This is a genomic window from Dyadobacter diqingensis (assembly GCF_024220585.1).
In the GTDB taxonomy this organism is placed as follows: domain Bacteria; phylum Bacteroidota; class Bacteroidia; order Cytophagales; family Spirosomataceae; genus Dyadobacter; species Dyadobacter diqingensis.
Window position 1 is genome coordinate 444,158 of record NZ_JAMXKF010000001.1, and the last position, 14,021, is coordinate 458,178.

The window sequence follows — 14,021 nt, forward strand, 5'->3', positions numbered from 1 at the left end:
ATACAGCCTATTTTAAAATTATCTGCCCATCATCCCGCACAATGGTTATGTTAAAGGTTACACTAATGATATTCAATATCTCATTCAGTGACTTGTCATCAAACGTGGTATTGATGGGCAGATTCATTTTTTCATGGCTAACAGTAATATTGGCGTGATAGGCTTCATTCAATACCTGCACCAGCTCCGACAGCGGGGTATCTTCGCATACCAGTTTTTTCGTTCGGTAGTAATTATAAAAACGGTTATCATTTTTTTGCTTGACCAGGTCAATGTTTTCCTTCATAACGGTCACCCGTTCTTCTGGGCGGATTCTTACCTTTTGCTCTTTCTTTGTAACCTCAACCAGCCCTGTTTCCACAATCACTTCCGTTTTCTCAGCGGTATTTTTAACGTTAAAAGAAGTTCCAACCACCTTCACGGTAACATCATCAGAATGAATCAGAAACGGCTTAGACTTATCAGGCGTAACCTCGAAAAATGCTTCGCCCGTCAAAACAACCTGCCGTGAATCACCAGCCGTAAAATTCTCTGCATAGGTGATCGTCGAGTTTTTATTGAGAGTTATCACAGATCCGTCTGGCAGTGTTTCTATGCGCGTCTTATCACCCGAATGTACGGCAACCTGCTCCGACAAATTATTCTTAGCCGACATCAGATAAGCAAACCATCCGCCTCCTGCCACTATCGCAATGGCAACTGCAATACGCATAATTCTGAAAAACTGGTTTGAAAACATCGGCAGAACGGGACTCTGAATTTCCTCGACCCGGTCCTTAAACCGAAGCCACGCCATATCTTCATCCACTTCGCTGTGTGTGGCCAGCTGCTTACTCCTGTCCCATATCAGTTTAAAATTTTCAAAATATCTCTGATTAATAGTGTTCCCGGCAACCCATTTCTCCACCACTGCCCGCTCCTGCATGGTCGCTTCACCCAGCAAATATTTCACCAGCAGATCATCCATATTATCGTTCGTTTCTTTTCGCATGATCTTGTTTTGTTAATTCATCAGTAATAATATCAAAGCGGCCGGTAAAAAATCTACCAGTTTCAATCGGAGTAATTTCAGGGCTTTCCCCATTTGGTTCTCTACGGTTTTTACAGGAATATCAAGCTTATCGGCAATTTCCTGATATCTCAATTCTTCAAAACGACTCATTTGAAATATGGTCCGGCATTTTTCGGGTAGCTCCTTCAAGGCAAGATCCAGCCGGTCTTCCAGCTCAGAAAGCTCAATTTCATAAGCCGCATTGTTGTTGTCGGCCATCTGGTTGATCACATAAGTCTGATAAGCATCCCTGACTTTCAAATGTTTGAGATAATTCAGACTTTCATGATAAACAGACCTGTACAGATACGCCCCGACGGACTCTCTGATCTGGATCTGCTCCCTCTTTTCCCATAAACGGCAAAAGACATTTTGCACCATTTCCTCGGCCATCACATCATCGTGCACAATGGTGTATGCATACGAGTGAAGATTTTTGAAATTAGCCTTAAAGACTTTCTCAAATTCCACCTCCGTATCCCTGTCTAATATGCGTGTATCTTCTCCGGTTATATTCATTGCAATGAAATAATTACGAACCAAAAATGCCTGACTTTGACTGTTCACTGAAATGACAACCGGCCAGGCACTTACCCTAAGTTTTCCGGAGAAAAAGAAAATTTATTTTTCACGACCGAATACAGCAAGCCCGAAAAAACAGAAAGGAGTGGCAAATATTTGCCACTCCTTTCTGTTTCGATATGCCTGATGATATCAGATCAATGCTTTTTACCAGCCTTTAAAGAATCTTTCGATTTGTGTTCTTTGAATCTTTTATCTGGTGTTCCGTCTTTTTTCAGATTCTTATTTTCAGCGTAACGCTTATCAGGCGTGCCGTCTTTTTTCAATTTGGCACCGGAAGCCTGCGCTGTTTTTGCATCGGCTTTAACTTCTTCTTTCGTAGCTTTTACTTCTTTTTCAGTTTTCTTTTTTGCAGTTGTCGCCTTTGCAGCGGGAGTCGCCGGTTGTGCAGTCTGAGCGAAGGCAGTTCCGGAAATTACCAGCAGCAACACCATCATAATCGCCTTTAAATTTTTCATTTTAAGTTTGTTTAAGTGAGCAACTTTGTAAAATTTGTTTGACTAAGATACGAATTTGCACAAAAAACTATTGTCATTTCAATCCGTTTCAAAAATGCATTTCAACGATGCGTTCGTATTAAAACGATATTAACCTTTATCGATGTAAAAAAATGCTGCATTTAACCATTCTGGCTATTTATAGAAGTTTTCCAGATCAGTCTGAGCCATTCCGGACAGGAAATCAAACATCATTTTACCAATAAATTTTAATGATTTTTTAACAGAAAAAACAAAGCCGTATGAAAGATTCACACGGCTTTGCGACGTACAATATATTCCTTTATTCAATTTTATCGTCTATGTGCAAACATGCTTTCGTCAATCTGTATGCCCAAACCCTGCGCGATTCTTGCGCCCAGCTCCGGATCCGCGCGGAAGAAATGACAAAGCTGACGGTTAAGGATCAATTCCCGTTTCGGGCCTGATACATTTTTCAACGATCCCAGGAAGTTATTAACCTGCGTTGTTCTTTCATCATCAGTAAAAACTTTACGGAAAAGATCTCCCGCTTGTGTATAATGGTCGTTGTCGCCTTCTCCGTTGCGGTCAAACCAGTCAGCAACCAGCGAATCCATGGTTTGCGCAGGCTCCTTGTAGCTTTGATCGGCTTCGATATCATCAAAACTGTTCGGGAAATAATTCGGAGCGCCCCCTCCATTTCCATCCAGACGCATACTGCCGTCGCGCTGATAATTATTGGTCGCATAAGGACAACGGTTTACCGGCAGCTGCTCGTAGTTCGCGCCAAGCCGGTAACGTTGTGCATCCGGGTAAGAAAGCAAACGTCCCTGCAACATTTTGTCCGGCGAATATCCGATGCCATCCACCACGTGTGCCGGCGCAAAAGCGGCCTGTTCTACTTCGGCGAAGAAATTATCAGGTATTTTATTCAGTTCCAAAACTCCAACATCAATCAGCGGAAACTCTCCCTGCGGCCAGATTTTCGTAACATCAAACGGATTCCAGCGGAAAGTTTTTGTTTGTTCTTCCGTCATGACCTGAATTTTCAAATCCCATTTTGGAAAATCACCGTTATCGATCGCATCCACCAAGTCACGCTGCGCCCAGTCGGCGTCCATTCCTTTCATTCTTCCCGCTTCGGAATCAGTAAAGTTTTTAACCTTTTGCTGTGTTTTGAAATGGAACTTCACAAAAACACGCTCGTTGTCAGCATTGATCAGCGAAAAAGTATGACTTCCAAAACCATGCATATGCCGATAGCTGTAAGGCGTTCCGCGGTCGCTGAAAAGAATCATGATCTGGTGCAGACTTTCAGGATTTAACGACCAGAAGTCCCACATCATCGTCGCGCTTTTGCAGTTTGTGCGGGGATCGCGCTTTTGGGTATGGATAAAATCGCTGAATTTTTTGGGATCCTTGATGAAAAAGATTGGTGTGTTATTGCCTACAAGATCCCAGTTTCCGTCTTCGGTATAAAACTTCAATGCAAAACCCCTAGGGTCACGCTCGGTATCGGCCGATCCTTTTTCGCCGCCGACCGTTGAAAAACGCAGGAATGTTTTGGTCTGTTTTCCGATTTCACTGAACAGTCTGGCTTTGGTATATTTTGTGATATCGTGGGTAACCGTGAAGGTACCATATGCACCAGAACCTTTTGCATGCACTACGCGCTCCGGTATCCGCTCACGGTTGAAATGCGCCATCTTTTCATGCAGAATAAAGTCCTCCAAGAGGATTGGACCACGTGGACCGACGGTTTTGCTATTTTCATGTTCGGCATAAGGTTTGCCAGAAGCGGTTGTCAATTTTTTCTTTTCGTCTGCCATAGTAATGAAACTTAACTGTTTTAGTAACCTTCAAGTAGAAGTATGCTACAAATTAAATGCAGTTAAAATCATCAATCAAACTGATAGTTTCTATCTTTGCATAGATTAATTTTATAACACCCGAACGACGTTTCACATCAGCTGATAACCTGCCGGGTAATTGACTTCACTCCTTTCTATGAACATTCAACAACTAGAATATATCGTTGCCGTTGATAACCATCGTCATTTCGTACAGGCTTCTGAACATTGTAACGTTACCCAGCCAACCTTATCGATGATGATCAGAAAACTGGAAGATGAACTGAGTGTGAAAATCTTCGACAGGACCAAACAACCCATCGTGCCCACGGCGATCGGACGGCTGATTATTGATCAGGCCAAAACGATCCTTTTTGAGGCAAGACAAATGACAGAAATTGCCAAACATTTTAATGGTGACCTGTCCGGAGAGCTTCGCATCGGTATTATTCCGACGATTGCGCCATACCTGCTGCCGCACCTGGTGCAGCCGTTTATTGAAAATTATCCCAACATCCGTCTCCATGTTTCGGAGATGATCACGGAACGTATCATTACGGAACTGAAACTGGGAAATCTGGATGTCGGTATTGTTGCTTCGCTGTCAGGTGATAATGGCTTGCAGGAAATCCCGTTGTATAAAGAACTTTTTTACGCGTATGTATCCGAGAACACGGATTTATACAGTAAGCAATACATACTCCCCGGAGATATCGAACCCAACGAATTATGGCTTTTGGAAGAAGGCCACTGTTTCCGCACGCAGATTCAACGGCTTTGCGAATTAAGCCGCAGCAGTCAGTTTGGCAACAGTTTTCATTACCGGTCGGGCAGTATTGAAACGTTGATCCGGATGGTGGAAAAAAATGGAGGAATAACCATCCTGCCTGAACTTGCCGTGCTTGAACTATCCGATGAAAGAAAAAAGCATATCCGGCATTTTCAGTACCCCGAACCTGCCCGGGAGGTTTGCCTTGTCGTGAACCGGGAACAGGTCAAAACACGTTTGATTGACGCTTTAAAAACCTCGATCACGGACTATGCACCGAAAGAAATTTATGAGAAAAAAGTGGAAATGAGGGTTTTCTAGTGGAGTATTTGCTATCTTAATTGTCGAACACTTCAAACGTTTTTCAATAACTCAACCTCATGAAAGTAGCTTTTTTCAGCGCCAAGTCATACGATAAAGAATATTTCAACAAATTCAACAGCGATCACCAGCACGACCTGACATTCCTTGAAGTTCCGCTCAATGCGCAAACCGTGAGCCTGACAACAGGATTCGACGTGGTTTGTGTGTTTGTAAATGATGTAATAAATCAAAAAGTTATCGACGTAATCCATGCCAACGGGATTAAAGTCATTGCGCTCCGTTGCGCAGGCTTCAACAATGTCGACCTGAAAGCCGCAAAAAGCAGAGGGATTAAAGTCGTCAGGGTGCCGGCTTATTCACCCGAATCGGTGGCGGAACATGCGGTGGCGCTGATCCTTACCTTGAACAGAAAAACTCATAAGGCATATAACCGGGTGAGAGAAGGTAACTTTTCGATCGAAAATTTAACGGGTTTCAACCTTTTCGGAAAAACCGTAGGCGTTATTGGGACAGGGCTGATTGGCGCGTCTTTTTGCAAAATCATGCTGGGTTTCGGCTGCAAGGTACAAGCTTATGATATCCGGGAATCGGAAGAGCTGGTGCAAATCGGCGTTCAATACAAAAGCCTGGATGAAGTTTTCAGGGAGAGCGAAATTATTTCACTGCACTGCCCGCTTAACCCGCATACCGCTTACCTGATCAATCAGGAATCGATTGGAAAAATGAAAGACGGGGTGATGCTTATCAATACCAGTCGCGGTGCGCTGATCAACACGCAGGATGCCATCGAGGGGCTTAAAAGCGGAAAAATAGGCTTTCTGGGGATTGATGTTTATGAGCAGGAAGCCGATCTTTTCTTCCAGGACTTATCGGAAATTGTCATCCAGGACGATGTTATCGCGCGGCTGATCTCCTTTCCCAACGTACTGATCACAGGTCACCTCGGTTTTTTCACCAAAGAAGCGCTGGAAGAAATCGCGACCATTACCTTAGGCAATCTGTCAGATTTTGAGCACGATAAAGAATTGGTGAACGAGGTAAAAAGTTGATGGTTAACAGCTAACTCTTTCGCTATAAACAGGGTATTTCTTCGAGGTGAAATTCTTACGCCTGGCTCGTTAGAGCACCCTGTTTATAGAAAAAATGATTTCGCTAAAAGGACCTGACTCCGTAGGAGTTACCTCACCAAAATACATTAACTACTATAAATCAGCAATGTAGTTCCGCCCGCCAAGATATTTCATCTGCCTTACTATCTGATTTGTCCTTTTATTCACGTAGGCCGATGGGTTTTTGATTGAAAACCGGATTGGATTCGGCAAGACCGCAGCGATGCGCGCGGCTTCAAACCGGCTCAGATCTTTGGCCGGCTTTTTGTAAAAACGTTGAGAAGCAGCTTCTACACCAAATGTCATTTTCCCCATTTCCGCCACATTCAGGTACACTTCAAGAATACGTCGTTTATCCCATATCAATTCGATCAGGACGGTAAAATATACTTCAAGCCCTTTCCTAATATAACTCCTGCCATGCCATAAAAAGACATTTTTGGCTACTTGCTGCGATATGGTACTTGCGCCCCGGGCCCGTTTCCGCTTTTCGGTCATGGCATCATAAATCTCGTCGAAGTCAAATCCCCAGTGATTAGGGAAATTCTGATCCTCCGAGGCAACCACAGCCAAAGCCACTTCTTTTGAAATATTATCGTAAGACTCCCAGTCTTTATGAATTTCCGTATCCTCATCCTCCCTGAACGCATCGATTTTTCGCGAGATCATGAAAGGTGTTACCCACACAGGCACAAATTTCAGCACCACGACCCAAACGATGGAGATAACGAAAAAGTAAATAGAAATTTTAAACGCAAATAATAGCAAACGGCGGAGCATACAATAATTATTTCCTCAGGGTAAGAAACCAAACCAATAAAAACACGTACAAAGTACAGAAACAATTCAGGTTTAGACAAAGAAAAAACCTTTCAGAATTGGATATTTTTTCAACACACGCTATCTGAGATTACCATGAACGAAGATCTGCTCAGTTTTATATGGCAATTCCAATATTTTGACGCATCCGATTTACACACCGAGGATGGCGAAGGTGTCAGCATTTTACGGACGGGCCATCGCAATACCAACGCAGGACCTGACTTTTCCGATGCCCGGATCCGTATTGGTGGTGTGGAATGGATCGGTACAGTCGAAATTCATACACTTTCCTCTGACTGGCTATCACATCAGCATGATAATGACACAGCCTACCAAAGTGTTATTCTGCACGTTGTCTGGGAAAATGACAAACCTATCTATCGACCCGACGGTACCATGCTGCCGGTTTTGTCACTGAAAGGACTGGTCAGGTTGTCGATCCTAGAACGATATGCCTCCTTGATCCATGCGGGAGAGCCTTACAACACGGACGGGATTCCTTGCGCGGAACAATTTGAAGCAGTCAGTGACCTTCAAAAATACTCGATGATCGACAAAGTATTGTTGGAAAGGCTGGATCAAAAGGCTTCCAAAGTGCTGGAATTATTGCAATCCAATCAACAGGACTGGGAAGAAACCACCTATCAATGGCTTGGACAGCATTTTGGTTTTAAACTTAATGATCCTGCATTTCTAAGGCTGACCCAAATTATTCCATTGAAAATTTTGCAGAAACACCGCGGCCAGTCCATACAACTTGAAGCATTGCTTTTCGGGTCAGCCGGGTTAATTCCCGACCCATCCGATGAAATCGAAGAACTTTATGTGACTGAGCTCAGAAGAGAATACAGTTTTCTGTCAAATAAATATCGGCTTGCTGCTTTTCAAATGAATCCGCACGAATTTAAATTTCTCCGGTTAAGGCCGGCAGGTTTTCCCACGATCCGGCTCTCGCAGTTTGCCAGTCTGCTCAACCGAAACAACGTATTATTTTCAGCATTGACCACCGCAACGGACATAAAAAACCTTCAACAACTCTTTGCGTTAAAACAATCGGATTACTGGATCCATCATTTCCAATTTGGTAAACCGTCCAAAAACGCGGTTCCGGTCATGGGCAAAGATGCCATTCACTTGTTGATCATTAATGCCGTTGTCCCTCTTTTGGTTGCCTATTCGCGACATCGTCAGCAGCCTGAATTACTTGATAAGGCATTAAACTGGTTATCTGAAATACCATCAGAAAACAACCGCATCACAAGAGCGTGGGAAACTTTGGGGATGAAGGTCAAAACGGCTGCGGATTCCCAGGCACTTATCGGCTGGTACAATCACTATTGTTCCGCAAAAAAGTGTCTGGACTGCGTGGTAGGCGCTGCGCTGGTTCGGTCGGTTTAAATTCTGCTGATCAGATTTACCCCGGTAAGCAAGAAAACAGAGCCAACTAAAAACGGAACCACAGACTCCCATTTGGACACTGTAAGCCCCAAAACCGGTTTTTCAGAAAGAAATGCTACACATGCGAACAACAAAACCGCGATTCCCAGAAGTGTAAGAAGTGCGCCAAAAAAACGTTTAAACTGTGTACTTTCCATCTTGGATAATTATGAAGGGACTTATTCGGTTTATTCAGGTGTGCAAAAATAGAAAATACATGAAGTTATCCAATGTACTTTCTATATAATAAGGCCATTTACTGCACAGAAAGGCCCATTTTCTTACCTTCTTCGATCATAAAAGCATAGGCTGGCTCATATTCGTTCGGAATAATTCCTTCCAGAATGGCTTCACGGATAATTTCTTTCATGATCCCAACCTCGCGTGACGGTTTCAGCCCAAAAGTTTCGATAATGATTTCACCGGTAATCACAGGCTGGAAACTGCGCAGCTTATCCCGCTCTTCAAGGTCTTTCAGTTTTTGCTCAACGATGTCAAAATTATGGAGAAAACGCTTGACCTTATCCGGATTTTTCGATGTGATATCGGCCCGGCAAAGTTTCATCAATGCTTCGATATCCTCACCCGCTTCAACCAACAACCGCCTCATCGCAGAATCAGTAATTTCTTCTTTCGACAACACAATCGGGCGCAGATGCAGCCGAACCAGTTTTTTCACAAAACGCATTTTTTCGTTTTGCGGTAATTTCATTCTCCGAAAAATCACCGGAACCATTCTTGCGCCGATTTCTTCATGGTTATGAAAAGTCCATCCCGCTTTCTTATCAAAACGCTTGGTTGCCGGCTTGGCAATATCGTGCAAAATCGCAGCCCAACGCAGCCACAGATCATTTGTATTTTCAGATACGTTGTCCAGAACCTGCAAAGTATGGTAAAAATTGTCCTTATGGCCTTTGCCGTCGATGGTCTCCACACCCAGTAACTCGATCATCTCCGGGAAAATGATATGCAAAAGTCCGGAATGAAAAAGCAGTTTAAAACCATAGGAAGGTACCGGTGAAAGTACAATTTTATTCAGCTCGTCCGATATTCTTTCCATCGAAACGATGCTGATGCGGTCCTTCATACTGATGATTGCATCAAAAGTATCGGGTTCAATATCAAAGTTCAGCTGGGAAGCAAAGCGGATCGCCCGCATCATACGCAGCGGATCGTCAGAAAAGGTTATTCCTGGTTCGAGTGGGGTTCGGATAATTTTCTTGCGTAAATCCCGCATGCCCTCAAAGGGATCGATCAGGTCACCAAAAGTGCTTCGCATCAGGCTTATTCCCATCGCATTGATCGTAAAATCTCTACGATTCTGATCATCTTTCAGGGTACCATCTTCTACGGCAGGTTTCCGTGAATCGGGACTGTAAGATTCTTTCCTGGCGCCAACAAATTCTATTTCCAGATCACCCTGACGGATCTGCGCGGTACCGAAAGTTTTGAAAATACTCACATGTACATCCGGCCCGAGCTGTTGTGCCACAAGCTCTGCCAGCTCTATTCCACTGCCGATGGAAACAATATCAATATCTTTACTAGGTCTTTTTAATATCAGATCACGTACAAACCCGCCAATAATATATGCTTCAACACCCAGCTCGGCAGAAGCCCGGGCTACTATTTCAAGTATGGGATAATTTATCAGTTGCTCTTTAAAATTCATGCCGCAAAGGTAAGCAATTCTTGTTCTTTTGATTTATTGCAGCATTCCAAAAGAATGGATAAGCCCTCAGATTAGTACAAAAAGGGTATTTGTGGGTAGTTTTATTTGACTAGGTTTAGCTAAATTAAAATGGATTGTACCGGCTTATGTCTGGTTAAAGAACACGAGGCTGCTCTAAACCTGCCTGAACTGCAAGAGTATATCTCCGGCAAATAAAATTTATAAGCCTAAGATAACCAATCTGCTACCAAACCCATTGCGACCTCACATCGTTTTCACGAATGGAAGTAAAAAGCATGAGCAGTAAATGCACAGGAGCGAGCAAAATGGTGGTGATCATTAAAGAAGCCAGCAGAACAATACCGATAAGACTCCGCAGAAAAAACTCAATAATCATATTCATAACTAATAGAGAGGATAAAATTGTGAAAACTTTCATTCTCGCAGGTGGGTCGGTCTACGTATATGTCTCATATACGTATCCTTTTTAAGAATAGATTTATGGAGGTAAAAATTTTAATTAAAATTAGCCTAAAAATTATTGAAATAGTAATTTTTAGTAATAATTATTATCAGTGACTTTATAGCGAACAAAACTAACACACTAAAAAACAGGCAGTTACATAAATAACAAAAACTTAATATTTAGAATATTAAGTTTTAAAATTTCATGAAAAAGTGACAAAAATCAGCTATTGACCATAAACATGGCCGACTGGGGAAAGCGCGCGAACAATTCTTTTTTCAGATCGTCGGCAATATCCAGGGTCGAAATTGCCCTGTCCATACAGGTAAGCCAGGCTATGGCATCCTCCTCTCCGATGGCATGTGGCAAGTGCCTGGCACGCAACCGCGGATGCCCGTGCACCTCTGAATACAAAGCCGGCCCTCCCAGAAACTGCGTCAGAAAAAGACGCTGTTTTTCTTTAATCTCATCCTTATCACTTTTGAAGAGCCGGGCTATCAATTCATGCTCAAAAACCTGATCATAAAACCGGTCCGTCAAAATTCTCAATGTTTCTTCCCCGCCGATACGGTCATATAATGATGCACTTTCCATAAGTCAACTATCGTATAATTTTATCCAGTCATCCGGTCGGGTTCCTTTGAACGGGCACCAGCCGATACCGATTGAAATGTATTTTCAAAGTATTTCTGAGTAACACAACAGCGGTTGATTCTTTATAGTTTAAAAAATCTTCCGCGCGTCGTATCTTCTGAATTTTACAAATATGGTAAAGAGATTGGTTCTTCTGATGTTCTGCCTGACTTTAAGTCATTCTAATTTTGCTCAGAAAAAATTGCCTCCGCGTTATCGATTACAAAAGTTACACGTGCCGGAAAACAGCAGGTATATTCTGAAAGAAGACGGGAATCCGTTTTTTTGGCTGGGAGATACGGCCTGGGAACTCTTTCACCGGCTCACGTTACCGGAAGCCGAGGCTTATCTTAAAAACCGGGCTGAAAAAGGTTTTAATGTGATACAAAGTGTGGCATTGGCAGAGTTCGACGGACTTACCCAGCCGGATCGCCAGGGACAGCTTCCCCTGATTAATAACAATCCGGCAAAACCCAACGAATTGTATTTTCGTCATGTCGAAAAAGTGATCGACAAGGCTAATGCGCTGGGGATGTATATTGGCTTTCTGCCGACCTGGGGAGACAAGTTCAACAAAAAATGGGGTGTCGGTCCTGAAATATTTACACCCGAAAACGCAAGGATTTACGGGGAGTATCTGGGTACTAAATTTAAGAGTAAAAAGATTATCTGGATTCTTGGGGGCGACAGAAGCCCGGAATCAGAAAAACACACGGCTATCATCACGGCCATGGCGGAGGGAATAAAAAAAGCGGTGGGCGATGGCCAGCTCATCACTTATCATCCCATGGGCGCGAGTTATTCTTCCAAATATTTCCACAAGGAAAAGTGGCTGAATGTTAACATGTTTCAGTCTGGTCATGTAGGCAGGGATATTAAAAACTATCTGATGATCCGCAATGACTATAACCTGACACCGGCCAAACCAACGCTCGACGGAGAGCCGCGTTACGAGGACCATCCGGTTAACTGGAAGCCGGAACTGGGTTATTTCAATGATTTCGACACGCGCCAGGCCGCGTATTGGGCTATACTTTCAGGCGCTTGCGGACATACCTATGGCTGTCATGACATATGGCAGTTCTTCAACTTCGACCAAAATAAACCTGTTTCCGTCGCCCGTACGCACTGGAAAACGGCGATGGACTTACCCGGAGCATTTCAGATGGGTTACATGAGGCAGTTATTCGAATTTTTTCCATGGCAAAATCTTTTGCCTGACCAGTCCGTAATTAAAAATGATAACCCGGAAGATGCAGGTTATCAAGTCGCGGCCGTTTCCAAAGACAAGGATTTGCTGATCGCTTACACGCCTTATGGTCGCCCGTTAAAAATAGACATGACCAAACTTTCAGGCACATCGTTTTACGCTTACTGGTTTAATCCGCGCGACAATACCCGGATCAAAATCGGGACCGTTGCGCATGAGCCAACCGTCGATTTTAAACCGTATGCCGCCGGACCGGGTACCGATTGGGTACTTGTTGTGAAGGATTCGGCTAAATTTATTGGGCACAAGAAATAACCAGACCCGTATTTATTCGAACCTCAAATGTTTTACTGATTCACCTGATTTGGCGAGTTCGGTTAGGGCTTCAATACCTATTTCCAAATGCGTAGTCACATAGTCAGCGGTCACTTTTTTGTCGCTCTCTTCCGTTTTCACCCCCTCAGGTACCATCGGATTATCCGAAACCAAAAGCAAGGCGCCGTGGGGAATCGCATTGGCAAAACCAACGATGAAAATTGTGGCCGTTTCCATGTCAATCGCCATCGCGCGGATTTCCCTGAGATATTCCTTAAAAGAATCGTCATGCTCCCAGATCCTGCGGTTGGTTGTATAAACGGTGCCTGTCCAGTAGTCCAGTTTATGTTTTGCGATGCTGGCAGAAACCGTACTTTGCAGACGAAAAGAGGGCAATGCCGGAATTTCACTTGGCATATAATCGTCACTGGTTCCTTCCCCGCGGATCGCCGCTATCGGCAGGATAAGATCACCCACCTGCGTTTTTTTCAATCCCCCGCATTTGCCCAGAAAAAGCACGGCTTTGGGGCTGATCGCCGAAAGCAAGTCCATAACAGTGGCCGCCATCGGACTTCCCATCCCAAAATTGATGATCGTAATATCATTGGCGGTGGCCGTTTGCATGGCCCTTCCCTGCCCTTTTATTTCCACGCCGAATTTTTCGGCAAACATGGTCACGTAATTAACGAAATTGGTCAGTAAGATATAATTCCCAAAATCTTCTACGGCTGTGCCCGTATAACGTGGAAGCCAGTTTTCTACAATTTGCTCCTTGGTTGTCATCATTTTCCTGTGTTTATTGGCTTCGGTAACTGTGTTGAGTATCTTCGCTTATGGAATCATTAAATCTGCCTGTTTTCGAATACAAAGTAAAAGACGTCAACGGCAAACCCTATATTTTTGACATAATACGAAGAAAATTTGTATCCTTAACGCCTGAGGAATGGGTTCGCCAACATTTTATTCATTTGCTGATTAACCATTACGGCTACCCAAAGTCGCTTTTTGCCATTGAAACCGGTATGCGTTATCACACACTGGCTAAGCGGACCGATATTATGATCCTGTCCAAAGAAAGTACTCCGTTTCTTCTTGTCGAGTGCAAAGCACCGTTCATTCCCGTAACCGAAGCCACTTTCGCGCAGATCAGCCGGTACAATTTCACCTTGCAGCCCGCCTATCTTGCCGTAACCAATGGCATGAGCCATTATTGTTTCAAAGCGAGTGAAGGCCGGATTCAGTTTTTGAATGACTTTCCTTTTTACAGAGAATGGAATTAAGGTATTAACCCTGCCTGTTTTAAATACAAAAAGTCTGCCGGAA

The 14,021-nt window shown here is 43.6% G+C and carries 15 protein-coding genes; 5 read left to right on the forward strand and 10 right to left on the reverse strand.

From position 1 onward, the window contains the following. Positions 1–7: 7 nt before the first annotated feature. From M1L62_RS01775 to M1L62_RS01790, 4 genes are all read right to left on the reverse strand, one after another. Positions 8–991 carry a FecR family protein gene (locus M1L62_RS01775; protein ID WP_254411285.1) on the reverse strand — a complete coding sequence of 328 codons (984 nt, stop codon included), beginning with the start codon at positions 989–991 and terminating at the stop codon, positions 8–10. Positions 992–1,003: 12 nt separating this feature from the next. Next, entirely contained in the window at positions 1,004–1,570 is a 567-nt protein-coding gene (locus M1L62_RS01780) for an RNA polymerase sigma-70 factor (RefSeq protein ID WP_254411286.1), read from the reverse strand. A gap of 200 nt (positions 1,571–1,770) precedes the next feature. After that, on the reverse strand, positions 1,771–2,091 hold the full coding sequence (locus M1L62_RS01785) for a hypothetical protein (protein WP_254411287.1): 321 nt from the start codon (positions 2,089–2,091) through the stop codon (positions 1,771–1,773). Positions 2,092–2,423: 332 nt separating this feature from the next. Then, a complete protein-coding gene (locus M1L62_RS01790; RefSeq protein WP_254411288.1) occupies positions 2,424–3,920 on the reverse strand; it encodes a catalase in 1,497 nt (498 codons plus the stop codon). Between the two features lie 178 nt (positions 3,921–4,098). Here M1L62_RS01790 and M1L62_RS01795 point away from each other — a divergent pair, with 178 nt between their 5' ends. Both M1L62_RS01795 and M1L62_RS01800 read left to right on the forward strand, forming a co-directional pair. Further along, positions 4,099–5,031: a hydrogen peroxide-inducible genes activator gene (locus tag M1L62_RS01795; protein WP_254411289.1), complete on the forward strand. Its 933-nt coding sequence runs from the start codon at positions 4,099–4,101 to the stop codon at positions 5,029–5,031. Positions 5,032–5,090: 59 nt separating this feature from the next. Continuing rightward, positions 5,091–6,083, forward strand: coding sequence for a 2-hydroxyacid dehydrogenase (locus tag M1L62_RS01800; RefSeq protein ID WP_254411290.1), 993 nt, complete (start codon positions 5,091–5,093; stop codon positions 6,081–6,083). 153 nt (positions 6,084–6,236) lie between these two features. On the opposite strand, the gene mtgA is transcribed toward M1L62_RS01800, so the two are convergent. Then, entirely contained in the window at positions 6,237–6,923 is a 687-nt protein-coding gene (gene mtgA / locus M1L62_RS01805) for a monofunctional biosynthetic peptidoglycan transglycosylase (protein ID WP_254411291.1), read from the reverse strand. A 135-nt stretch (positions 6,924–7,058) separates the two neighbouring features. Between mtgA and M1L62_RS01810 the strand changes: the two genes are divergently transcribed. Next, positions 7,059–8,363, forward strand: coding sequence for a DUF2851 family protein (locus M1L62_RS01810; protein ID WP_254411292.1), 1,305 nt, complete (start codon positions 7,059–7,061; stop codon positions 8,361–8,363). Here M1L62_RS01810 and M1L62_RS01815 read toward each other — a convergent pair. The 4 genes from M1L62_RS01815 to M1L62_RS01830 all read right to left on the reverse strand — a co-directional run bounded on the left by M1L62_RS01815 (position 8,360) and on the right by M1L62_RS01830 (position 11,134). After that, complete coding sequence (locus M1L62_RS01815) at positions 8,360–8,560, reverse strand: hypothetical protein (protein WP_254411293.1); 201 nt, start codon at positions 8,558–8,560, stop codon at positions 8,360–8,362. The two genes, M1L62_RS01810 and M1L62_RS01815, sit on opposite strands and share 4 nt — an antisense overlap. Before the next feature lie 98 nt (positions 8,561–8,658). Next, positions 8,659–10,074 (reverse strand): CCA tRNA nucleotidyltransferase, encoded by a 1,416-nt coding sequence (locus M1L62_RS01820; RefSeq protein ID WP_254411294.1) that lies wholly within the window; start codon positions 10,072–10,074, stop codon positions 8,659–8,661. Between the two features lie 244 nt (positions 10,075–10,318). Beyond that, entirely contained in the window at positions 10,319–10,477 is a 159-nt protein-coding gene (locus M1L62_RS01825) for a hypothetical protein (protein ID WP_254411295.1), read from the reverse strand. Between the two features lie 285 nt (positions 10,478–10,762). Continuing rightward, the gene (locus M1L62_RS01830; RefSeq protein ID WP_254411296.1) at positions 10,763–11,134 is read right to left on the reverse strand and encodes a globin domain-containing protein; all 372 of its coding nucleotides are present in this window, start codon (positions 11,132–11,134) and stop codon (positions 10,763–10,765) included. Between the two features lie 172 nt (positions 11,135–11,306). Here M1L62_RS01830 and M1L62_RS01835 point away from each other — a divergent pair, with 172 nt between their 5' ends. Then, positions 11,307–12,698, forward strand: a complete 1,392-nt coding sequence (locus M1L62_RS01835; RefSeq protein ID WP_254411297.1) for a glycoside hydrolase family 140 protein — start codon at positions 11,307–11,309, stop codon at positions 12,696–12,698. Positions 12,699–12,710: 12 nt separating this feature from the next. Here the strand turns inward: M1L62_RS01835 and M1L62_RS01840 are convergent, their stop codons facing one another. Then, on the reverse strand, positions 12,711–13,481 hold the full coding sequence (locus M1L62_RS01840; RefSeq protein ID WP_254412053.1) for an AMP nucleosidase: 771 nt from the start codon (positions 13,479–13,481) through the stop codon (positions 12,711–12,713). A 50-nt stretch (positions 13,482–13,531) separates the two neighbouring features. Between M1L62_RS01840 and M1L62_RS01845 the strand changes: the two genes are divergently transcribed. Continuing rightward, on the forward strand, positions 13,532–13,978 hold the full coding sequence (locus M1L62_RS01845) for a type I restriction enzyme HsdR N-terminal domain-containing protein (protein WP_254411298.1): 447 nt from the start codon (positions 13,532–13,534) through the stop codon (positions 13,976–13,978). Positions 13,979–14,021 lie beyond the last annotated feature (43 nt).

Coding starts and splice junctions, on each gene's coding strand:
- M1L62_RS01775 (WP_254411285.1), bottom strand. CDS start 991: ATGCGAAAAGAAACGAACGATAATATGGATGATCTGCTGGTGAAATAT.
- M1L62_RS01815 (WP_254411293.1), bottom strand. CDS start 8,560: ATGGAAAGTACACAGTTTAAACGTTTTTTTGGCGCACTTCTTACACTT.
- M1L62_RS01820 (WP_254411294.1), bottom strand. CDS start 10,074: ATGAATTTTAAAGAGCAACTGATAAATTATCCCATACTTGAAATAGTA.
- M1L62_RS01825 (WP_254411295.1), bottom strand. CDS start 10,477: ATGAATATGATTATTGAGTTTTTTCTGCGGAGTCTTATCGGTATTGTT.
- M1L62_RS01790 (WP_254411288.1), bottom strand. CDS start 3,920: ATGGCAGACGAAAAGAAAAAATTGACAACCGCTTCTGGCAAACCTTAT.
- M1L62_RS01845 (WP_254411298.1), top strand. CDS start 13,532: ATGGAATCATTAAATCTGCCTGTTTTCGAATACAAAGTAAAAGACGTC.
- M1L62_RS01785 (WP_254411287.1), bottom strand. CDS start 2,091: ATGAAAAATTTAAAGGCGATTATGATGGTGTTGCTGCTGGTAATTTCC.
- M1L62_RS01830 (WP_254411296.1), bottom strand. CDS start 11,134: ATGGAAAGTGCATCATTATATGACCGTATCGGCGGGGAAGAAACATTG.
- M1L62_RS01795 (WP_254411289.1), top strand. CDS start 4,099: ATGAACATTCAACAACTAGAATATATCGTTGCCGTTGATAACCATCGT.
- mtgA (WP_254411291.1), bottom strand. CDS start 6,923: ATGCTCCGCCGTTTGCTATTATTTGCGTTTAAAATTTCTATTTACTTT.
- M1L62_RS01835 (WP_254411297.1), top strand. CDS start 11,307: ATGGTAAAGAGATTGGTTCTTCTGATGTTCTGCCTGACTTTAAGTCAT.
- M1L62_RS01800 (WP_254411290.1), top strand. CDS start 5,091: ATGAAAGTAGCTTTTTTCAGCGCCAAGTCATACGATAAAGAATATTTC.
- M1L62_RS01840 (WP_254412053.1), bottom strand. CDS start 13,481: ATGACAACCAAGGAGCAAATTGTAGAAAACTGGCTTCCACGTTATACG.
- M1L62_RS01780 (WP_254411286.1), bottom strand. CDS start 1,570: ATGAATATAACCGGAGAAGATACACGCATATTAGACAGGGATACGGAG.
- M1L62_RS01810 (WP_254411292.1), top strand. CDS start 7,059: ATGAACGAAGATCTGCTCAGTTTTATATGGCAATTCCAATATTTTGAC.